Origin of the sequence: Pseudomonas sp. Marseille-P9899, assembly GCF_903166565.1 — a bacterium.
In the GTDB taxonomy this organism is placed as follows: Bacteria; Pseudomonadota; Gammaproteobacteria; order Pseudomonadales; family Pseudomonadaceae; genus Aquipseudomonas; species Aquipseudomonas huaxiensis.
In genome coordinates this window covers 197,296-219,427 of sequence record NZ_CAESCG010000002.1, presented here as the reverse complement: position 1 = coordinate 219,427, position 22,132 = coordinate 197,296, and the positions used below count along the sequence as shown (strand labels likewise).

19 protein-coding genes are annotated in these 22,132 nt (G+C 61.8%); 11 read left to right on the top strand and 8 right to left on the bottom strand.

The window, feature by feature from the left end; genetic code table 11:
• Window positions 1-88: 88 nt before the first annotated feature.
• The 4 genes from HWV67_RS10250 to HWV67_RS10235 are packed head-to-tail and all read left to right on the top strand — an operon-like array spanning window position 89 to window position 2,482.
• Window positions 89-661, top strand: a complete 573-nt coding sequence (locus tag HWV67_RS10250) for a PAAR domain-containing protein (protein WP_175651148.1) — start codon at window positions 89-91, stop codon at window positions 659-661.
• Window positions 662-666: 5 nt separating this feature from the next.
• Window positions 667-1,593 carry a DUF6402 family protein gene (locus tag HWV67_RS10245; protein WP_175651147.1) on the top strand — a complete coding sequence of 309 codons (927 nt, stop codon included), beginning with the start codon at window positions 667-669 and terminating at the stop codon, window positions 1,591-1,593.
• The gene (locus tag HWV67_RS10240) at window positions 1,590-2,015 is read left to right on the top strand and encodes a hypothetical protein (protein WP_175651146.1); all 426 of its coding nucleotides are present in this window, start codon (window positions 1,590-1,592) and stop codon (window positions 2,013-2,015) included. Before HWV67_RS10245 ends, HWV67_RS10240 begins: the two co-directional genes overlap by 4 nt.
• A complete protein-coding gene (locus HWV67_RS10235; protein ID WP_256680078.1) occupies window positions 2,012-2,482 on the top strand; it encodes a hypothetical protein in 471 nt (156 codons plus the stop codon). Before HWV67_RS10240 ends, HWV67_RS10235 begins: the two co-directional genes overlap by 4 nt.
• Before the next feature lie 27 nt (window positions 2,483-2,509).
• On the opposite strand, the gene HWV67_RS10230 is transcribed toward HWV67_RS10235, so the two are convergent.
• The 8 genes from HWV67_RS10230 to HWV67_RS10195 are packed head-to-tail and all read right to left on the bottom strand — an operon-like array spanning window position 2,510 to window position 12,832.
• Entirely contained in the window at window positions 2,510-3,724 is a 1,215-nt protein-coding gene (locus HWV67_RS10230; RefSeq protein ID WP_175651145.1) for a DUF1302 family protein, read from the bottom strand.
• A gap of 3 nt (window positions 3,725-3,727) precedes the next feature.
• Window positions 3,728-6,874, bottom strand: coding sequence for an outer membrane lipoprotein-sorting protein (locus HWV67_RS10225; protein ID WP_175651144.1), 3,147 nt, complete (start codon window positions 6,872-6,874; stop codon window positions 3,728-3,730).
• A 29-nt stretch (window positions 6,875-6,903) separates the two neighbouring features.
• Window positions 6,904-7,953, bottom strand: a complete 1,050-nt coding sequence (locus tag HWV67_RS10220) for a flavin-containing monooxygenase (RefSeq protein WP_175651143.1) — start codon at window positions 7,951-7,953, stop codon at window positions 6,904-6,906.
• Entirely contained in the window at window positions 7,954-8,298 is a 345-nt protein-coding gene (locus HWV67_RS10215) for an acyl carrier protein (protein ID WP_175651142.1), read from the bottom strand.
• Entirely contained in the window at window positions 8,295-10,070 is a 1,776-nt protein-coding gene (locus tag HWV67_RS10210) for a fatty acyl-AMP ligase (RefSeq protein WP_175651141.1), read from the bottom strand. Before HWV67_RS10210 ends, HWV67_RS10215 begins: the two co-directional genes overlap by 4 nt.
• Entirely contained in the window at window positions 10,067-11,257 is a 1,191-nt protein-coding gene (locus HWV67_RS10205) for a cysteine desulfurase family protein (protein ID WP_175651140.1), read from the bottom strand. The genes HWV67_RS10210 and HWV67_RS10205 overlap by 4 nt, the downstream gene beginning before the upstream one ends.
• A gap of 11 nt (window positions 11,258-11,268) precedes the next feature.
• A complete protein-coding gene (locus HWV67_RS10200; RefSeq protein WP_175651139.1) occupies window positions 11,269-11,628 on the bottom strand; it encodes an iron-sulfur cluster assembly scaffold protein in 360 nt (119 codons plus the stop codon).
• A gap of 28 nt (window positions 11,629-11,656) precedes the next feature.
• Window positions 11,657-12,832 carry a LuxE/PaaK family acyltransferase gene (locus tag HWV67_RS10195; protein WP_175651138.1) on the bottom strand — a complete coding sequence of 392 codons (1,176 nt, stop codon included), beginning with the start codon at window positions 12,830-12,832 and terminating at the stop codon, window positions 11,657-11,659.
• A 431-nt stretch (window positions 12,833-13,263) separates the two neighbouring features.
• Between HWV67_RS10195 and xseA the strand changes: the two genes are divergently transcribed.
• The 7 genes from xseA (at window position 13,264) to HWV67_RS10160 (ending at window position 22,075) form a co-directional block, all read left to right on the top strand.
• Window positions 13,264-14,643, top strand: coding sequence for an exodeoxyribonuclease VII large subunit (xseA, locus tag HWV67_RS10190; protein WP_175651137.1), 1,380 nt, complete (start codon window positions 13,264-13,266; stop codon window positions 14,641-14,643).
• A 4-nt stretch (window positions 14,644-14,647) separates the two neighbouring features.
• Window positions 14,648-15,472 carry a peptidoglycan DD-metalloendopeptidase family protein gene (locus tag HWV67_RS10185; protein ID WP_175651136.1) on the top strand — a complete coding sequence of 275 codons (825 nt, stop codon included), beginning with the start codon at window positions 14,648-14,650 and terminating at the stop codon, window positions 15,470-15,472.
• Between the two features lie 324 nt (window positions 15,473-15,796).
• A complete protein-coding gene (gene leuA / locus HWV67_RS10180) occupies window positions 15,797-17,470 on the top strand; it encodes a 2-isopropylmalate synthase (protein WP_175651135.1) in 1,674 nt (557 codons plus the stop codon).
• A 226-nt stretch (window positions 17,471-17,696) separates the two neighbouring features.
• Window positions 17,697-19,037 carry a hypothetical protein gene (locus HWV67_RS10175; RefSeq protein WP_175651134.1) on the top strand — a complete coding sequence of 447 codons (1,341 nt, stop codon included), beginning with the start codon at window positions 17,697-17,699 and terminating at the stop codon, window positions 19,035-19,037.
• A 9-nt stretch (window positions 19,038-19,046) separates the two neighbouring features.
• Window positions 19,047-20,189, top strand: a complete 1,143-nt coding sequence (locus HWV67_RS10170; protein WP_175651133.1) for a merozoite surface protein 3b — start codon at window positions 19,047-19,049, stop codon at window positions 20,187-20,189.
• A complete protein-coding gene (locus tag HWV67_RS10165) occupies window positions 20,186-20,590 on the top strand; it encodes a DUF6384 family protein (protein WP_175651132.1) in 405 nt (134 codons plus the stop codon). The genes HWV67_RS10170 and HWV67_RS10165 overlap by 4 nt, the downstream gene beginning before the upstream one ends.
• 249 nt (window positions 20,591-20,839) lie before the next feature.
• A complete protein-coding gene (locus HWV67_RS10160) occupies window positions 20,840-22,075 on the top strand; it encodes a hypothetical protein (RefSeq protein ID WP_175651131.1) in 1,236 nt (411 codons plus the stop codon).
• Window positions 22,076-22,132: the final 57 nt, after the last annotated feature.

The window sequence follows — 22,132 nt, the reverse complement described above, 5'->3', positions numbered from 1 at the left end:
CAGACCTTCAGAAAACCTGAAGGCTCTCGCAGGCCATACCCCGTATTCGAATACGACTCGAGTACCCAGCCATGAGGAATCCAACCCTATGCAAGGCTACTTCATCCGCCTCGGCGACAAGACCAGCTGTGGTGGCAAGGTCATCGAAGGCAGCAGCGGCACCATAATGGGAGGACTGCCCCAATCGCGCCTGGGTGACACCGTCACCTGTGGCGTCACCGGCGGCTTCTTCCAGATCGTCGGAGGTGTGCCATGGATACTCAGCGACGGGCTGCCGGTAGCAGGAACTCTGGATAGTTTCAGTAGCTGCCCATGCAACGCCAGCCTGTACCACTCCTATCAACATGCCGACTATGAGACGAAGAGCGTTCAAGGCCCCTCTTCCACAACCGCTCAACCGGCCAACCTGACTACCGGCGAGAACCACGCGGCGCCCTTGCAGTTCGCCACGCCCCGTAAGCCCGAGTCTTTCAGTGGCTGCTTCCAGCTTCTCAACCAACACGCCCAGCCCTGTGCATCGCACACCTGTGTCTTACTCCGGGATGGTCGTTACCTCGACCAGCATCGCCTGGACAACGAAGGCCGCAGCCAGATCATCGACGCCACCGCCCCTACGCGGACGCAGATCGCCACCACTGCCCCTGCGCCTGTCCTGGAGTAACTGCCATGTCCCTTAAAGATTTCCAACCAGCCACCGCACTGGGGCCGGATGCCCTGTTCCTGCTGGAAAACGCCACGCTGGATACTTCACCGGATGGACATGAAAGACCCAAACAGATCGTGATCAATGCGCTGCCGCTGAGCAAACTGCCGGTGGCGATGCGCAAGATGGGCTGGCACACCTCGGCGGCGTTGATGCAGAGGTGGTTCGATAGTCCGGGGTGGCAGATGCCGGAAAGCTGGAAGAGCGAAGGAGGACAACCCGGACCGCTGGAACTGCCCTCTACGCAGTGCGACGAAATACTCGTAAAAATGAGTTGGGCAATGGGATTTGATCGCTGTCAGGCTGCGGTTAGAAAAGCTGAATCTATTCTAGTTACTCCAAACGCCGTTAGCCGATTGAAAACCTTGTTAAAAAATCGAGGCTGGCAGAACAAGGGCGTGGTTAGCCTGGGATGCTCTTCGTTTTCAGCACGACAGATAGACGCCTCGGCGCAGGTTAATTTCGTCCAGCTTGGCAGCACGGACGACCCACTCGATGACATGTACGGCGCCTTGGGCATAGCTACATTGAAAGTTGGCGTTGTCGGCAAAACCTTCAGCAAGGAGGATCCGGAAACTCGACAGCTAAAAAACTTTTTCCAAATAGAGCGCATCGGTTTTTACATTCGCGATCATTATGACTTCAATGGCCTCCAATTCCTGGGGACTTGGACCAAGGACCGCGTACTTACCAAGTCAGAGATGGCCAGAGCAGCACTGCCCAGCGGGCAATCCATTTATAAGTGGACGACCGATGAGTTTGCCTTCGTCATGAATCACGACTTCAGGAAATACAGAAGCAAGACAGACATGGGCGGCGACTACATCATTTACTCGGATGTTCTCTGGAAGAAGCTGGACAAGATTATTTATTTGGGAGATCAACCTTGAATTGGCGTTCTGGGAAAGGCCTCCTGATTTTCGTTGCTGCCATCACCTGCCTTTGGTTTTCCTCCGAATGGTGGGAAAAAGGCTTCGCCTCTCCATGGGGAGAACTCAGACAAAGTCCAAACGGCTGCTCCAGTCTTCAGGCCTTCGAACCTTTCTGGTTATTGCCAGACATACTGCATGGCCAAACCATTCCCAATGAAGATGGGAGAGTACAGTGGCCGCACACATGGGAACTACCCGGCTTCTACCGCCTGTATGACAATTACAATGGGCAATTGATTGGTGAGACCGTTATATACGACCTGGCTTTTTCCGGCGGGCGCCTGAACTGGGACCAAGGCGGGGGCGTATGGGTCGGAATGACCTACGTCGGCCCTAGCATCCAGGACTGCATCGGCGCCAAACCTGTGCCGCCAAAGTGAGCACTAAACCATCCCGCACCTTAAGGCACGAGGCCGGCTGCTCAGCGCAGCCGGCCTCGTGGGGAGTTTTCGTAGCTAGCCTGCTGGGACTCTGGCTCGCCTCCGAATGGTGGGAGAAGGGCCTTGCCTCCGCTAAAGCAGAACCAAGACTAAGCCCAAACGGATGCTCAAGCCTTCAGACCTTCAAACCTTTCTGGTTGTTGCCCGACATATTGCATCGTGAATTTGCACCCAATGACGACGGCGAGGGTCAATGGTTTCCCACTTGGGAATCACCTGGCTTCTACCGCTTATATGACAACTACAACAACCAACTGATCGGCGAAACCGTCATCTATGACCTTGCATATTCCGGAGGCAGATTGAGCTGGGACCGTGGCGGAGGCGTATGGGTCGGAATGACCTACGTCGGCCCAAGCATCCGCGATTGCATCGGCGCCAAACCTGTTTCTCAAAGTGAGCACTGAACAATCCCGCACGCCAGCCCCGCCACCTCAGAACACCAGACTCAACTCCATGAACGTCACGCTGTTCTTCTTCCTCACCCCGAAATAACTCTGCCGGGCGCCGTGGAAGTGATCCACGCCCGCCCCCAACTTCACCGAGTCAGTGAGCGAATAGCTGGCCCGTGGCCGAACCACATAACTGCTGCCGGTGAGGTCGACGACGGCGGACATTTCCAGCTTCAGCCGCTCATTGAAGAACATGTCGGAAATCCGCGTGGTCAGCCCCCAGTCGCGGCGACCGAACTCGGAATTCAGGCGATCCTCGCCCTCTTCGATCAGCCGCAGAATCCCGCTGTCAGCCGGCTCCCGGTAGTCGCGAAAGACCCCGAACAGTTGCAGATTGACGTTGGCCGATTCGCCGAAATTGCGGTCTGCGCCCACCACGATCCGGGTGCTATTGCGCCGCTCGTCACGGCACCCCGAACAGTCCAGCGACAGGCGCTCGTGAGCGAACTCGCCACGCACTGTCCACTCCCCCGCTGCCCAGGCAAAGTCCGCACCGATGGCGCGTTTGCGTTCGTAGGCGCTGATAAAACGCAGCGCCGGCGTCAGCACCGCCTGATAACGCGGCGCCCGTTCGTAGCCATCGAACCACGACAGCGACCAGTCCAGGCTGTCGCCGGCATGGTCGAGTTTCAGCGCCGTTTCGAGGGCATCGGGTTCGTCGCGTTTGTCCAGGTTGCTCGGCAGGGTTCCCTGAGGCATGCGGTTGGCGTCGAAATCCGCCAGCACCGCGGTCAGCGAAAGGCTGTCATTGAAGCCATGACGAACCTGCACCGCATTGAGGCCCATGCGCTGCTCGTCGTCTTCGGGAACCAGCAAGGTGAAGTCCCGCGGCGACAGGTAATCGGTGGGGTTGATCCGGTCCGAACGCCCCCAGGCGATGACCTGCCGCCCCACTCGCCAGCGCCACGCATCGTTGCCGGTTTCGATATAGCCATCGCGCAGGCGGCCGCTGTAGCCGTCCGCCTGCCCGCTGTCGTCAATCCCGCCCCGGGCCGCGAGCACCAGGCGCGTCTGCTCGGCGAGATCGAGGTTCCAGTTGATCAGGCAGGTGCCTTTGGCGATGTCGCCACGATCGTCCAGATTGCGGTTGGACGACCAGTAGCCGGTGCGGCACTCACCGAACGGCAGGCTCTGCGAGCGGGCGGACTCGCTGAAGGCGCCGACGGCGGCAAACAGGATAAGCAGTTGGGCGCGCATGGTTCACTCTTGCCGTTCGAGGTAGCCGTTGGTGAAGTAGTTGTCGCTCACCGCGACGTTGGCTTCGAAGCTGTCCATCCGCACGGTGGTCGAGTGGCCGGTCTGGTGATTGCTGACCTTGACCAGCATCGGCTGGTACTTCTGTCGCGCCGCATCGACCGCCTTCAGTTCGCTGCTGAGCACGGTTTTCTGTAGTGCCTGGCTGGCGTCGTAAAGCTCCGTGCGGATCGCCACGAAGGAGTCGTTGGCGACCCAACTGATGCGCTTCGAATAGCCGGTATTGCTGGCAATTTCCGCAGACTTCGGCAGCGACTCGATGACCTGGGTGGGAACGCCCTCCAAGGTCTCCTCGCGCAGCAGGCGATGAGTCCAGTCCTGCGGTTTGTGACCGATCAGGTCGCCGTAGGTCAGGTCGGTGCCGACGAAGCTGCGGTTGTTGTTGCTGCTGGCCAGGCGCCGGGCTTTTTTCAGGGTCGGCAGGTACACCCAGACATCATCCTGCGCAGCTTTCTCGATGATCAGCGTGGTGGTGTTGCGCACATCGCCCGGCGACAGAAAGCGTATGACCCGGCGGTTGTGCGTGGCGTCCTCCTGCAGACGGGTCGCGGCGAAGGTCTTGCGCACCCGCTCCTGGCCGGAGGCGTTGGTCAGGGTGAAGGTCGACTGCGAAAGGGAGCTGTCCATGCGCGTCGCCTGGTAGCTGCGCGACATGATCTCGTCGGCATTGGCGCCTACGGCCAGCGCGCTGTCCGGACGCAACAGCAGGCCGACGGCAAGGGCAAACAGCAGCGGCAGGACCGCGCCGGGCAGTGGTTTTTTCATCGCTTGGGCTCGCAGGAAGGTTGGCGGGAAGGCCTTCATCAGCGCCGGGATCAGCACCAGGGCGCACAGCGCGCTGACGATCATCGACAGCACGATGAGGAAGCCGAACCAGATGTGGATGTAGAAGTTGAACGACAGCATCAGCACCGAGTAACCACCGGCAATCGCCGTGGCGACATAGACCACCGCCTTGCCGGCGGTGCGCATGGTTTCCCGCAGGGCCAGGTCGAAATCGTCAATCCGGCGCAATTCCTCGCGCATGCGGTAGAGGATGTAGATCGCGTAGTCGGCGCCGATGCCAATGGCCATGGCCGACGCCACCGAGTTGGGGGTATTGAGCGGAATGCCGGTGGCGCCCATCACGCCGAGGTTGACCAGCACGGTCACCGCCAGCGGCACGACCAGGTACACGCCGCCCATCAGCGAACGGAACACCAGGGCACCAGCCAGCAGGATCACGCCCATCATCTGCAGGATGTTCATGATCTTGCCGTGCACCAGGGTTTCGCTCAGCGCCGACGACTGCGGCACGCTGCCACCGATCTGCACCTTGACGCCCGGCGGCAGGCGGTCCTGCACGTAGCCGCGAATTGCTTGCACCAGGCCGGCGGCGTAGGTACTGCTGTCGTTGCGGGTCCAGACGATCAGGCTGGCGTTGCGGTATTCGTAGTCGATGTAGGCGTCGAAGTCGGTGGGATCACCGGACATGGAGTACAGCAGCAGGTACTGGGAAACCATGTCCTGAGCGTCCGGCACGCGGAAGTAGCGCGGGTCGCCTTCGTTCATCGACTGGCTCATCTGTTTGATGAAGTCGACGATGGAAGTGGTCTTGCCCACGTCCGGCAGGGTTTCGACAAAGCGTTGGGTGTCTTCGATCAGGCGCAGGGTGCGCGGGTCTTTCAGGCTGTCGGTCTGCAGCCCCTGGAACACCACGTAGAGAGTGTTGGTCCCGGCCAGCTTGCGGTTGAGGAATTCATCGTCCTGATACACCGCCAGGCCGCGACCGAAATAGCTCTTGGTCGAGTTTTCCTTGTTGAGGAACAGCAGGCCGATGGACGACAGCAACGCGACCGCCATGAACAGCGAAACGATCAGCCCGCGGCGCTTGAGGATCAGCCCGGTCAGGTGATCGGCGAGGCGATCCCAGACCCTCGGTCCCTTGACGTCTGGTGCCTTGACCGCAGGCGCCGGCAGATAGCTGCGCAGGGCCGGGATAAACGTCAGTTCGATGAACAGCGCGCTGAGAATGCCAAGGCCGGTGAACAGGCCAAAGGTGCGGATGGTGGCGATCTCGAAGGTAACCAGGGAAAAGAAGCCCAGCACCGCCACGCCGCCAGCCGTCAGCATCACCGGCGCGGCGCGGCTCAGCGATTGAATGATCGCCTGGTCGTTGAGTTGCTGCGGCGAGCCCGGCGCGCCGCCGAGGGTCAGCTTGTCGTACTCCTCGTAATAGCGCTTGAGGATCTGCACCGCATGCCCGGCGGCGACCGCGAGAATCAGGATCGGCGTGGTCGCGTTGAACGCATCCATGGGCACGCCGACCGCACCCATGATGCCCAGCCCCCAGATCACCGCGAGCACGGCGGTGAGCAGCGGCAGGATCAGACCCTGCACGGTGCGGAAGGCTTCCAGGTGGATCAGGCCGATGATCAGCAGGGCAATGGGAAACAGAATGCCCATGCGCTGGGCAAAGCGTTCCACCGCGGCGAAGAACACCGGCGAACCGCTGGCGGTGATCTTCAGATCAGGCGCGCGGTGTTCGTCGATGACCTTCTGCACCCCGTCCATGATCTTGCGGAAACCGCCCTGGTCGGCGTGGATGGCAAACGACAGCGAAACCAGGCTGCCATCCTCCGACACCAGCGTGCCGCGATACACCGGGTTATTGGCCAGACGCTCCTGCAAACGGGCGATGGCGCCGGCATCGATCGGCGTGTCCAGCAGCGGCTCGACGCGCATCTCGTCGGCGCCGCCGGCAATCGACTTGGCCTTGTTCGCGGTGACGCTCATCAGCGTGTGGCCCTTGACCCCGGGCAGCGTACTGACTTGCGCGGAAAGCTCGCCGAGGGTGGTGAGAATCCTCGGGGTCAGCGCGCTACCGCCATCCGCCGCACTGATGCCGATGACCACCACGTGCTTGGAACCGAACAGCGATTCGGCGAGGTTGGTGCCGATCACACTCGGGTGCGCCTGCGGCAGCATGGTGTTGGGGTTGATGACGATCTGCAGGTTTCTGACCTGGGTGGCGAACAGCACCGTAGCCAAACTCAGGGCAATAAGAACCCACAACCTGGATCTGACGATCCAGGCAACTGTATTTCTTATCATGTTCAACTCATCCTTCAGATGAACTGCGGTTAGTTGCCCAGAGACTCCCGGACATATTCGACGACGCGGGCGGCATCGTTATTGGCGCCGACCACAAGTTCCGAAGCGCGACAGCTCAGCCACTTGCGCCCCATCAGGAAAAACCCCGGTTGCGGCGTGCGGCCTTCGTGGCCGATAACGGCGCCGAAGGCTTCGGCGCCGGGCAGTTGAATCCAGCGGGTGTCTTCCCGGTAACCGTTGCACCAGATCACCGCCTGGACCGGTTCGTGACGCTGGTCCTGGAAGATCAGCCCGGTTTCATCGGCATCGATGGCGCGTGCTTTGATCTCCACACCCCGTTGCGCCAGTGCGTTGTTGTTGGCACTCGCCACGGGAATCGGATCGCGCTTTCTGATGATTCCCGCGACCCAGGAATCGTGCTGGGCCGACAAGATTCCCAGGCTGTTCAACCACCAGAACACGTCCTTGCCCAGCACCCGATTCGGCACCAGCTTGCGCTGACGCCCACAGGCCAACAGCACCCGGTGTTGCGCGGCCAGCTCCAGGGCGATCTGCCGCCCGCTGGCGCCGTCACCGACCACGGCGATCCGAGAGCCGGCGGGCATGAAGCCCGCATCGCGAAACTCGCCGGCCGTCAGTTGCACGATCCGCGGATCAAGCTTCTGGGCAAAACCGGGCACCACCGGCGCCTGGTTGGAACCGGTGGCATTGATCACGCTGCGGCAGCGAATGACTTCGCCATTTTCGAGCAGCGCCTCGAAGCCGTTTTCCACCGCGCTCAAACGCGCCACGCGGGTGGCGAAGGACACCCGCACCTGCTTCGCCTGGGCGAACGCCTCCAGGTAATCGGCAAATTCATGGCCTGAGGCATAGCCTTCGGGGTCACCGGGCATCGGCAGATCCGCCAGACGACAGAACTGCCGCGAGGTGAACAGCCGCAGGCTGGCAGGCCGTTGCCGCCAGACCTCGCCGGCGCGCGGGCCGGCATCGAGCACCCGGTAGTCGATGCCGGCCCGCGCCAGTAAATGCCCGCACAGCAGGCCCGATTGCCCGCCGCCGATAACGAGACAGTCGAGCATTCAGACCCCCAGCGCAGCTTTCAGGTCGAGGGATTCGCCGGACAGCTCCGACCAGACAAAGCTGGCCAGGGCGCCGACGGTGACGAAGTCATAGGCGGCGGTCGGGTCGAGGGCGATACCCAGGTGCCGCTCCAGTGCCGCCACCAGTTCGACCCGGGCCACCGAGTCCAGACCGATGTAGTCGAACGACAGGTTGTCGTGAATCTCCTCGTCGAAATCCGGCTGGTGCACCCGTAGGTAATCCCGCAGGCGCGTCTTGATCAGCGCTTTGACGGCGGCCAGGCCTTCCTCGCTGGACCAGGAGGCATCGGGCAATGGGACGGTCAGGTTCAGATCGGCGGTCATGGCGCGATAGCCTCCCGGCAGGACGGGGTCGGTTGGCGGGTGGAGTGGATCAGCAGGCGGTGCTGTTCGATGCTGCCGTCGAGGTGGCGGCTGGCGCACAGATGACGCTGCACCTTGCCGCTTGAGGTGCGCGGAATTGCGCCCTGGTACAGGTAGACGATGTCTTCCAGACGCACTTCGTGGGCGGCCATCAGCACCGCGCGCAACTGGCGGGTGAGGCTCGGGAAATCCAGGTCGCCGGCGCTGCGGTCGCGACGGGGAAACTCGATCCAGGCAACCACCTGCGGGCTCGGGCCGGCCTCGACGGCGAACACCGCAATGGCAGCCTCGCCGAGTGCTGGATGCACATCGCGCAGGCTGCTCTCCAGGTCATGGGGGTGAACATTGCGCCCGCGCAGAATGATCAGTTCCTTGATCCGGCCAGCGATATACAGGCTTCCATCATGGATGAATCCCAGGTCGCCGGTGCGCATCCACGGGCCTTGGCCGCAGGCGGTGGTGGCGCCGAAGGTGGCAGCGCTGGCCTGGGCGTTGGCCCAGTAACCTGAAGCGACGCTGGGGCCGGAAAACCAGACTTCGCCCGTCTGGCCGTCGTCGACGCGGCGACGGCTGTCGGGATCGACAATCGCCACCTGATGATCGCGCACCACCGGGCCGCAATTGACCAGGGCCTGCGCGTCCTGATCGACCTCGCTGGCGATGATGGCGATGCCGTTTTCCAGGTCCTTGCGGGCGACGTTCAACACCCGTTGCCCATTCGCTGCCACGCCGCCGGACACGATCAGGGTCGCTTCCGCCAGGCCGTAGCACGGCGTGACCGTTCCCGTGCGCAGACCGTAGCGGGCGAATTTTTCTTCGAAACGCTCCAGCACCGTGGCGCTGATCGGTTCGGCACCGCAGAAGAGCACCCGCAGCGCCGACAGGTCCAGTTGCGCCGCAGTGCGTTCGTCCACTTCGGCCTGCACGCACAAGGCCAGGGCGAAGTTCGGTGCTCCGGTCGCCGCCGCGCCGTACTGGCTGAGCAAGGTCAGCCAGCGCAGCGGCCGCTGCAGGAAATGCAGCGGCGACATGAACACATAGTGGCCGCCCAGGGAGATGGGTTGCAGCAGCGCGCCGATCAGGCCCATGTCGTGAAACTGCGGCAACCAGCCAGCGCCGACAACGCCCTCGCCCAGTTGCAGCACGGAATGGATCGCGCGCTCGTTGGCGATCAGTTGCGAGTGGCGGACCATCACACCCTTGGGCACACCGGTGGAGCCGGAGGTGTACTGGATGAACGCCAGTTGCTCAGGGTCCGGGCGGGTCAGTTGCGCACAGGCCGGGTTTGCAGCAAGCGGCTCGCAGTAAAACTTCAGGTCCTCACGCCGGCCCAGTCCTTCGGCGATCGAGGTTTGCAACTCGGGCACGGTCAACACTGCAGCGGCGCCAGCGTTTTCCACAATCTGTCCGAGGCGGGTGTAGTGATGGCTATTGCGCGCCAGGTTGGCCGGGATCGACACCGCTCGCGCATAAGCACAGGCGAAGAACGCGACGATGAAATCCAGCCCGGTGGGAAACAGCAGCAGGACATTCCTGTGTGCCAGCCCGGCGTCGCGCAGAACCGTCGCATAGGAGGTGGCGCGCTGGTGCAACTCGCCGTAGCTGAGCACCTGCCGGTCCTCCTCCTTGTGGCCTACGAAGGTGTAGGCCGGCGCGTCGGGCTGGGACGAGGCGTAGTGATCGAGGCAGTCGAGAATGGTGCCGGCGCGGTCCAGCGGGATCAGTCGGCTCATGCTGGTACCTCTCCGCTGATCCGCCGCAGCATACGGATCCCCGCCTCCACCGCGCCGACGAAGCGTTCGAGGCTGTCTGCGGTGGTCAACGGGCCGAGGCTGACGCGCATGGTCGACTGGATCGTCGCCTCGCCAAGCCCCATGGCCACCAGCACATGGGACAGCGACTTGGCGTTGTTGCTGGAACAGGCGGAACCGAGCGAGACCTGGATGCCGTGCATCTGGTCCAGCAGCGCCGCCAGCGACTCCGCGCGAATACCAGCGATGCACACGCTGAGGGTATTGGGCGCCTGCTTCGCCGGGTCCGCCGAGCCATGGATGGTCACGCCGGGAATCCGCGCTTGCAGTTGCTCGATCAGGTGCTCGCGGTAAATGCCCATGCGCGCGATGGTGTCGGGCATGGCCGCTGCCGCCACCTCGGCGGCCACACCCATGGCGGTAACCAGCGCCGACGCCTCGGTGCCGCCGCGCAACCCACCCTCCTGGCCGCCGCCGTGCAGCAGCGGTTCGAGGACCACGCCGCTGCGCATATACAGGCCGCCGACGCCCTTGGGCCCGCAGAACTTGTGCCCGGCGAACGACAGGGTGTCGATACCCAGCGCCTGCACATCCACGGGGATCTTGCCCACCGCCTGCACGCCATCGACATGGAAATGGATGCCGCGACCCTGCAGTACCCGGGCGATCTCGCCCACCGGCTGCAAGGTGCCGACTTCGTTGTTCATCAGCATGATCGAGACCAACCGGGTGTTTTCCCGCAGGGCCAGGCGCACCCGCTCCGCGCTTACCAGACCTTCACGGTCCGGCGCCAGGCGGGTGATCTCGAAGCCGAAGACCCGCTCCAGGTGAGCGGCAATCTCGAGGATCGACGAGTGCTCGATCGCCGAAATGATGAGGTGGGTGGGCTGGGCCACACGACCGATGGCGCCGCAGGCGAGCAAGGAGCCCTTGATCGCCCAGTTGTTGGCCTCGGTACCGCCCGAGGTGAAGGTCAGCTCGGTCGGCGCGCAATTCATCAAACCGGCGACCTGTTGCCGTGCGATGGCCAGGGCGTTGCGGTTCTGTTTGGCCAGCGTGTAGACGCTCGACGGGTTTCCGAAGTGGTTCAAGGCCTCGCTCAGTGCGTGGGAAGCTTCCTTGTACATCGGGGTCGTAGCGTTGTAATCGAAATAACCGTGGGTCGACATCCTGTTCTTCCTCAGGCGGCGTTGTATTGCCGTAGCTGGATAAAGAGTGACTTGAGCATTTCCAGGCAATGATGTTGCGAGGGTTCTATCTCGCCCAACATCTGTTGCATGTCGGCACTGGTAACTTCCTTGAGTGTGTCGAGGGACTTACCGTCGATTTGCGCGCAGAATATATTTCCGGTAGCCAGGGAAGTTGCACAGCCCCAGGCCTGATAACGAACATTCTGAATAGCGCGATCGAGCACTTCGAACTGCACGCGAATACGATCGCCGCACACCGGATTACCCAGTTCGATGGCGGCGGCCTGTTCATCAACTTCGGCGGCGTATACAGGATCGGAAAAGTTTCTGACGATAATATCGTTGAACATACAAAGTCCTTTCGCGAGGTCCACACTATCAACTGGCAATCGGGCAGGTGCTCGAGGTTTGTCCGTCCATGGTTTTTTCCAGGTTCACCGCACAGCAACCGAACTCCAGGGAAGTAGGCGCGCGCATGATGTATTCCATGCGTTGGCCACTGCGCCCCGACGGACTTTCGCCAGGCAACAGGACAACGATGTCCTCGGTGAGAATCATCCCCGGCGTCGCCAGTGCCAGCGGATCGAGAATGCCCAGCACGCCCCTCTCTCCCGGTGCGACTTCGCGGCTCAGATCGTTCACGTCGCGAACGGTGAAGTGCACATACGGCGAGACATGCTTGACCTGATGTTCGTCATCGATGGCCATGACGTTGGATTCCACCAGCGCGTAGATATCGCGCACCGAACCTGGATCGATGCCGAGGTATTCCTGGCACATCAGGTTGAATTCGCGGCGCGAAATCATCTGCCCGGTAAAGCGCTTCCAGCCGCCGAGGGTGATCACCCGGCTGCCGCGGTCCAGGGTCAGGCGCTGGCCGGTCTGCTTGAGGAACTGCAGCAGGCGATAGATCAGGAACGGCGGGCCGATGATGTGGCGGGTGAACTGGTTTTCCCAGCCCTTGAGCTGTTCGATGGCCTGCTCGGGAACGAAGCGCTCCTGCTTGACCATGAACCGATGGGTATCGAGCATGCCGGCGAGCATGTTCAGTGCCTTGATCATGCCCATCTCCGGGATTTCCTCGGTGGACGGGCAGATATACAAGCCCGCGCCTTTGGAAATGCCGAGGAACTCGCGGTACATCGCATAGATCGCCACCACCGCGACATCGACGGTTTCATGGCAGCGCCGGGAAATACTCGGAATACCGCTGGTGCCGGTGCTGCGCATTTCGTGTTCGATCTGCGCAAGTGGCTTGGACAGCAATTCGTGACTGCTGGCGGACTTGAACTTGGCAATCGGCACCAGCGGAATGCGGATCAGATCATCGAAGGTCGCGATGCTGTATTCAGTGATGCCCTTGCTGTTACAGGCCTGCCGATAATAGGCGTTATTGCGATAGTGAAAACGGAAGGCGTCGACAATCAACGACGTCTTGATTTCATCGAGTGTGCTCTGCGGCAACCGATAAAGTTCCGAAACCGATGCAGCCGCCGCTTTCATGGGGTCGATACCCAACTCTTTCAGGCGTGCGGAGAAATCGCTGCTGTTCATGAAGTTCCTCATTTCCATTGATGTTTATTGTAAAAACACACAAGCGCAGGTAGCCACGGACCGAACGTTTGACGTTCGATGTTGTTATTGATGTTTTTCAGCGCCCAGCAGACAGCGCAACAGCGGCCATTCAATCAGGCCGGGTTGTACGGACGAACGTGAGGGCACGCGAAGAAGTTATGCTTCGCGCAGTAAGGGAGGGGAATCAGGGATCGTTCATTTCATCAACATCCTTGTTGAAGATCACAAGCCAGGGCGGTTTGTGCGGTCCATTGAATACTTCGATGGAGGGGACGATAAACCCTCTAGTGACTTCAGAGTCAAGCAGTGACTGACAAAGACCGCTGTAATTTCTACAGCCCCTCAGGGCGTTGTCCTATGTACCGGATACACAGGACACTCCACCCCGCGATCCTTTATAGTGCCGCCCCATGATCAGAGACCCTTTCGAACGCCTCGGCCTCGACCGTGAAGTCCTCACCGTCAGCCAACTCAACGGCCGCGCCCGCGTGCTGCTGGAAGATGTTTTCAGCAATATCTGGGTCGAGGGCGAGATATCCAACCTCGCCCGCCCGGCTTCCGGCCACGTCTATTTCACCCTCAAGGACAGCGGCGCCCAGGTGCGTTGCGCGCTGTTTCGCAATAACGCCGCGCGGGTTCGCCAGGCGTTGCGCGACGGCCTGGCAGTCAAGGTGCGCGGCAAGGTCTCGCTGTTCGAGGGCCGCGGCGACTACCAACTGATCCTCGACACCGTCGAGCCAGCCGGCGACGGCGCCCTGCGTCTGGCCTTCGACGCCCTGAAGGAAAAGCTCAGCGCCGAAGGCCTGTTCGCCGCCGAACGCAAGCGCGCCCTGCCCGCTCACCCGCAACGCATCGGCATCATCAGTTCGCCGACCGGCGCGGTGATCCGCGACATCATCAGCGTGTTCCGCCGCCGTGCGCCGCAGGTCGAGCTGAACCTGATCCCCACCGCCGTGCAGGGCCGCGAAGCCATCGGGCAAATCGTCCGCGCCCTGCAAAAGGCCGATGCCCAGGGCTTCGACGCGCTGATCCTGGCCCGTGGCGGCGGCTCGCTGGAAGACCTCTGGTGCTTCAACGAAGAAGCCGTGGCCCGCGCCATCGCCGCCTGTGTCACGCCGATCGTCAGTGCCGTCGGCCATGAAACCGATGTGTCCATCAGTGACTTCGTCGCCGACGTCCGCGCCCCGACGCCGTCGGCCGCCGCCGAGCTGCTGGCGCCGGACAGCAGCGACCTGCAACGCCGCCTGGAAAGCCTGCAACGGCGCCTGCTGTTGCGCATGCAAAGCCGCCTGGCCCACGATCGCCTGCGCCTCGACAGCCTGGCCCGGCGCCTGCGTCACCCCGGCGAACGGCTGCGTCAGCAGGCGCAGCGCCTGGACGACCTGGACATGCGTTTGCGCCGCGCCTTCGAGCAGCGCCTGAACCAGCGCCGCGAGCGCCTGGCGCGACTCGACACGCGCCTCGCCGCGCAACATCCCGGGCGCACCCTGGCGCTGCTCAAGGAACGCCTCGACAACCTCGCCGAGCGCCTGCCGCGCGCCATGCGCGACACCCTCAAGGACCGCCGCCAACAGCTCCAGAGCCAGGTGCAAATGCTCGAAGTGGTCAGCCCGCTGGCCACGCTGGGTCGCGGCTACAGCATCCTGCTCGACGAGCGCGGCCAGGCGATCCGTAGCGCCGCGCAGACGCACAACGGCCAGCGCCTGAAAGCCCGCTTGGGCGAAGGCGAATTGCTGGTGCGGGTCGAAGACAACCACCAGACGCCGGTCACGCTTTCCCTACTGGACTGAATCCATGCCAAGACTGTTCGCCTCGCTGCTCCTGCTCTGCCTGACCTTCGCCAGCAGTGCCCAGGCCAGCTACATCACCCGCCAACTGAACAAGCCGGTGCCCGGCGGCGTCGCCGTGGTCGACCTCGGCCCGTCCGCCCAGCCACTGACCGCCCGTTTCGACGGCAAGCCGGTGCTGGTGGTCAAGGAGCAGGACAACTGGCTGGCCATCGTCGGCATTCCGCTGACCCAGAAGCCGGGCGCCGCCAGCCTTACCCAGGGCTCCCGCACGCTGAACTTCAACGTCGGCAGCAAGAAGTATCAGGAACAGCACATCACCCTGAAGAACCAGCGCCAGGTCAACCCGAACCCGGCCGACCTCAAGCGCATCGACGCCGAACTGGCCGAGCAACTGAAGGCCTACCGCAGCTTCAGCCCGGGCACGCCGAGCAACCTGCTGCTGGACAAACCGGTCAGCGGACCGCTGTCGAGCCGCTTCGGCGTGCGCCGCTTCTTCAACGGCGAAGAACGCAACCCGCATTCCGGCCTGGACTTCGCCGTACCCGCCGGGACGCCGATCAAGACCCCGGCCAACGGCAAGGTGATCCTCACCGGCAACTACTTCTTCAACGGCAACACGGTGTTCGTCGATCACGGCCAGGGCTTCATCAGCATGTTCTGCCACCTGTCGAAAATCGACGTGAAGACCGGCCGGGTCCTGAGCCGCGGCGCGGTGGTCGGCAAGGTCGGCTCCACCGGCCGCGCCACCGGGCCGCACATGCACTGGAACATCAGCCTCAACGATGCACGGGTCGATCCGGCAATTTTCATCGGTGCTTTCCAGCCCTGAGCCAGCGCTGGAACGGCGTGCTTGCGCCAATCAAAAAGACCGCGCAACCGACGCGGTCTTTTTCGTTACAAACCGCTATTAAATGTCGATAAAAAGCTGTTTCCGCACATTTCTATCAATTTTCCCCAGGCGCTTGCCATCTTTCACCCCACTGGTTAGGGTTGAGGGCATGAAAACCGCCAAAACCCTCATCCTGCTCCGCCAACACCGCAGCCTTTGCCTGGTCAGTGCACGACTACCAAGCTGAATCGCGTCGCCTCGCCCATTCCAAAAAAATTCGTATCCGGCAGGCCCGTTCCAGGCCGCATTTAAAGGATTGCTCTGATGTCCATGCTCAAAGACCCTTCGAAGAAATACCGCGCCTTCCCGACCATCGACTTGCCTGACCGTACCTGGCCGTCGAAGACCATCACCAAGGCGCCGATCTGGTGCAGCTCCGACCTGCGCGACGGCAACCAGTCGCTGATCGAGCCGATGGATGCCGAGAAGAAGCTGCGTTTCTGGAAGACCCTGGTCAGCGTTGGCGTGAAAGAGATCGAGGCGTCGTTCCCGTCCGCCTCGCAAACCGACTTCGACTTCGTGCGTACCCTGATCGAAGACGGCCACATCCCTGACGACACCACCATCCAGGTCCTGACCCAGGCGCGCGAAGACCTCATCGCGCGGACCTTCGAGTCCCTGCGTGGCGCGAAAAAAGCCATCGTCCACCTGTACAACGCCACCTGCCCGTCGTTCCGCCGCATTGTCTTCAACCAGGACAAGCAAGGCGTGAAGGACATCGCGGTGAACGCGGCCAAGCTGTTCGTCAAATACGCCGCCCAGCAGCCTGAAACCCACTGGACCTTCGAGTACTCGCCAGAAACCTTCAGCGCCACCGAACTGGAGTTCGCCAAGGAAGTCTGCGACGCGGTCATCGAAGTCTGGAACCCGACCCCGGACCACAAGATCATCCTCAACCTGCCGGCCACCGTCGAAGTCTCGACGCCGAACGTCTACGCCGACCAGATCGAATGGTTCTGCCGCAACGTCAACCGCCGCGACAGCGTGCTGATCAGCCTGCACACCCACAACGACCGTGGCACCGGCGTCGCCGCCACCGAACTGGGTCTGATGGCTGGCGCCGACCGCGCTGAAGGCTGCCTGTTCGGCAACGGCGAGCGTACCGGTAACGTCGACCTGGTGACCCTGGCGTTGAACCTCTACACCCAGGGCATCGACCCTGAGCTGGACTTCTCCGACATCGACGGCGTGCGCAAGGTCGTCGAGGAATGCAACCAGTTGCCGGTGCACCCACGTCATCCGTATGTCGGCGACCTGGTTCACACCGCGTTCTCCGGCTCGCACCAGGACGCCATCCGCAAGGGCTTCACCCAGCAGAAAGAAGGCACCCTGTGGGAAGTGCCGTACCTGCCGATCGACCCGGCCGACATCGGCCGCAGCGACGAGGCGGTCATCCGCGTCAACAGCCAGTCGGGCAAAGGCGGTATCACCTACCTGCTCGAACAGGAATACGGCATCAGCCTGCCGCGCCGCATGCAGATCGAGTTCAGCCAGGTTGTCCAGGGTGAAACCGACCGTCTGGGCCTGGAAATGACTGCACAGCAGATCTACAACCTGCTGCACCGCGAATACCTCCAGGCCAACGCGCCGTATGCGCTGGTCAGCCATCGCCTGCAGGAAGAAAACGGCCACAGCGCCGTGGAAGTGGAAGTCGCCGGTGAAGGCGAGACCACCCTGCACTGGCGCGGCAAGGGCAACGGCGCCCTGGAAGCCCTGGTTGCCGGCCTGCCGGTCGCCGTGGAAATCATGGACTACAACGAACACGCCATCGGCGCCGGCACCAACGCCAAGGCCGCGGCGTACATCGAACTGCGCGTTGCCGGTGGTCGTCCGGTGCACGGCGTAGGCATCGATGAAAACATCACCACCGCCAGCTTCAAGGCCCTGTTCAGCGCGCTGAACCGCTCCCTGAGCCAGCAGGCAGCAAAGGCGGCGTAAGCCAGACCGCGCTGTCGTCACACTGAAAAGCCCGCCTCTCTGGAGGCGGGCTTTTTTTGTTTGAACACCTGGGAAAATGCCATTATTTTGCTTGTGCTGCTGGATATACTGCGACGACCGCGTTAACCCCTCACCGCATCGAGATCACGGACGAAATGAGCTTCCCTCCGAGCACCTCCCGACCTGCTCACGACCTGCCGCCTCAAGACTCCGGACACCCACGCCCATGACTCCCGGCTCCCTCATGGCGCTTGTCGAAGACAACGTTCGCCACTACGAAAACATCCTGACCGGATTTCAGACGACACTGTTGAAAGCCACCGCCCAGGACATGCTGCTGACCCAGGACACCATTGCCAACCTGCGCCGTATCGAAGCCGCGCCGATCGAGCACCCGGCCCTCGATCAGCAGGTGCGCCACGCGCTGCAGGAACGCCAGCAGCAGGAGTCGAAATACCGCGCGCAACTGGCAGAAGTGGAGAACGACATCACCCAACTGGTCAGCGAGTTCCGCGCGCTGGTCAACCAGCGGGAGCAGCGACTTCCGCTGTTGTGGCAGGCGCACATCCTGCACCCGGACTACACCTCGCTGATGCGCCAGGGGCAAGACATCATCCAGGCGCGGCAACGCTTGCAAGACTCGCTGGCGCAGCTCGTCGAAGAGCGCGACAAGAAGATGCCGGCCTACGAAACCAACCCGTTCTACGTGTACCTGCGCACCCGGCGCTATGGCACGGATGACTATTCCCGCGGGCGGCTGTTCCGCCAGTGTGATGACTGGCTGGCGAGCAAGGTCAATTACCGCGAAACCCGCCGCAACGAACTGATTCTGCGCTCCATGCCCGACAGCGTCGCAACGTTGGTGGAAGCGCACAACGCAAGGCTGCTGACGCTCGATGAGCAGAATGTGGCGAACTGGGCGAAGGCTGGCGGCGGGCTGCGTGCCGATGCCACGACGCTGCGCAGGACACTGCTGGCCAAGCAGATCATCGCCGCCAAGACGCGGGCCAATGCGGCCTACGACCAGCTTGTGCTCTTCATCGATTGCGAAGACAGCTACACCCAGGACATCGAGCGCTGGATCGACGCCCAACTGGGCAACCACAGCATCGATGACATCCTCGAAATGCTGGTGAACGAGTGCCCCGAACACAGCAACACGCTCAACCAGTACTGGAGCAAGCTTGCTGATTCGAGCAACCGGGTCGAGGGCCTGGAGGAAAACGTCGACAAGGCCCTGGAGGACTACCACCACGCCAAGGAGCTGGAATGGGGTCTGCGCAGTTTGCGCGAGGAAGAAACCGAGTGTGACGAGCAGTGCACCTGCGCCTGCCACCACGATGAGGACTTCCAGGGCCAGTGTCCCTGTATGTACGACGACGAACGCTACTACACCTATTCGCCCGAGCTGGACTGCACCGGCCTTATCACTGGCTACATGAAACGAAACCTGGCGCTGGACGACCTGATGAGCCTGTTCAACGACCAACGGTTGTTATTCAACGATCAGGTGCCAGAGCCGGCGACAACGGCGCCCGGCGCAGCCACCGAACTCTCTTCTTCGTAAGGACACCCCATGAGCCAATACCTCGAACGTGCCGTCACCGGCCTGCGCACCATCGGCATCAACATGCCCAAGCCTGTTCAGGAAGCGCCAGTGCTGGCGTTGCTGGACAAGGTCGCGCAGTACGACAACGAGAAAGTCACCGCCATCGCCGCCGTGCTACAGCAGTCCACCAGCTTCAACAGCATGGTCCGCGACCAGATCCAGGGCATGGACGTGTCCACCCGCTTCATGAACATTACCAACAGCTTCACCTCGATCCGCGAAGACGCCGCCGCCATGGCCTTGTGGATGGAAGACGGCCGCCTCGACACCGTGGAGCGCCTTAAGCTGACCTGGATGAACGTGCGCCGTGGCTCGATCCCCAGCCGTTTCGAAGACATCCGCAAGCACTACATGCAGGCCTGCAAACTGGCCAATGAGCAGATCGTGCGGGAAAACGCGATTCTGGAGTCCTACATGGATTTCCGCCTGGCGATGAAGACCGCCGAGGTCAACGCCCAGGAAGTGCTGGCCGTGGCCACCGAGGCCCTGGCACAACGCAGCCGCGAACTGGACGAGGCAAACACCAACGTGACAGCTGCCGGCGAACTGGCCGGGGCGGAACGCTCTGCGCTGGAACTCAAACGCGACCTGGCCGTGCGTGAACTGCAGAACGAAGACAAGCGCTACCAGATCATCAAGGACATCGCCGACGACCTGCGGGTTGGCTACAACACGGCGGAAATGGTCTTCGCCCGCATCAGCCAGGTGCATGTGGTGAAAGAGCGCCAATACCAGCGCATGGTGTCGTTCTTCTCCACCAACGAGATCGTCCTCACCAGCCTGGCAGTGTCGTTCTCGGCCAACCAGGGCATGGCGGAAGCGACCAACACCCTCAACGCCACCACCGACGGCATCAGCAAAGGCCTGGAAGCCCTCGGCAGCAACACCCAGCAGCAACTCAACGATGCGCTGAAAGCCAGTTACGGTTCGACCATCCGCGTCGACTCCGTGCGCGCCCTGGCCCAGGCCACCCTGGCGTTCCAGAACGACATGAAAACCCTGACCGACACCTACCGCACCGAGTCCACCAAGGCGGCAGAGGACATCGCCAGCGCCGTCGAAGATGCCAAGCGCGCCTTCGCCGAACTGCTGACCAAGGCGGCGCAATGAGCAACGGGCGTCTTTCCGAACAGATGGGGGCCATGGCCCTCGTCGACGACCTGCGCCACCGCCGCATGGAGATCGAGGAACACCTTGATCTGGCCAAGCGCGAGGCGGAAGTCGCGGAGCGTATCCGGGCCTATTACAAGAGCCAGGGCATCGAGTGCGATGACGAACTGGTGAATGAGGGCGTGCGGGAATTCTTCCAGCATCGGTTGGTGTTCGAAGCAAAGCCCATGAACTTCAGGGAGAGGTTTTTCGGCCGGCTCATCATCAGCAATGCGTTTCGCCTGTGGCTGATTTTCATGCTGGCGTTCGCCATTCTGTTTGGGACGTCGTTCTGCAGCGGCTTCAGCCGCGGGTTTTCCAAGGCTTATCAGGAAGCTCAAACACAGACGACTCAGCAGTAAACACCCGCCAACAGCGCCTTGCAGGCGACTTTTTTATGGGTGCAGCCGGAGGAATATCTCAGTATTCTGCGTTCGATGCTTGTTGCGCGGACCCAGCGAGACTGAACCGGCAGCACCCCATCAAGAAAGGACACTGATGAGCACTCCTCTCGCATGACACCCGGCACCCTCCTTGCGCTGGTCGAAGACAATTCGCGCCAGCACGAACTGATTCTCAACGAACGGCGACGAGCACTTTCGAGGCTTACCATGAACGACCTGCTGCTCAAGCAGGACGTTATCTGCGCGCTGAACGGACGGCCCCAGGTCCGCTTCTACCACAACAATTCCAGCGAGCAACAGGTTCGTCAATTACTGCGCGACCGCGAACAACTGCTGGCCCGCGAGTGGTTGCGCCTGGAGCGCGCCGAGGAAGACATCCTGCCGTTGCTCACGGACTACCGGAGCGTGGTCGCCGAACGGGAAATCAAGCTGCGCGCACTGTGGCGCGAGCATCGCTTCAACCCTGATTACATAGCGTTGTTCAAAGAGCTGGAACTCTCGCGAGCCACCCACAAGCGCCTGGAAGCAGCCCTTCCGCGCCTGGTCGAGGAGCGCGACAGCAAACTGCCGGCGTATGAGGCGGACCGTTTTTACAGCTACCTGCGTGAGTACACGCACGATATCGAACGGTACAAAGGCAGTTGGCTACACCAGAAGCTGGTGGCATGGCTGATGAAAAAGATCAACTTCACCCAGAACCAACGCAATGAACTGTTGCTCAGGGAAATGCCGCGCACCGTCGAGGCCGACCGCGATGTTCAAGCCCAACGGATCGCCACACTTGAGCAACGCAAGCAGGCGGGGTGGAGAGAAGCATTGAGCCCGGTGACAGACGACCCTTCGGCGTTCAAACGCACCCTGCTCGCCAAGCAGATCATCGCCGCCAAGTCGAAGGCGAACATTGTCCATCAAACCTTGCGCCCACTTCTCGACCTGCAGGACGAAGCCCTGCACAAGGCCGCCAGCCTGATAGTCGACCAGGCCGGGAGCTCCGACCTGGGGACATTCATCCAGGGCCTGGTTCCACGGGCCCCGGCCGAAGCGCAACTCTTCAACAAGCACGCACAAGAACTGCAGGCGCTGAGCAGCGCACTGGAGGACCTGAAGCGCAGTACACGCAAGGCCGGCGAGCAATATGCCCGTGCTCGCGAACTGCAATATGCGCTGCATGGGCTGCGGATGCGCGACTTCCAATGTCCCTCCCGGTGCGATTGTGCCTGCCACACGATGACTCCGATCGCAGGTCCCTGCGCCTGCCTGTATAGCGACGAACGCTTCGAGGACTACCCGCCGTCGCTGGATATCCCGCAACTGATCTCCAGCTACATGAAACGCAATCTGGAACAGCATGACCTGATCGATCTGTTCAAGAATCGAAGCCAGCCTTTCGACGATGCCCACACATCAACCTCAGCAGGGATACGCCATGAGCCAATGCCTTGAACATGCCGTCACCGGCTTGCACACCATCGGCCTCAACATGCCCAGGTCCGTCCAGAA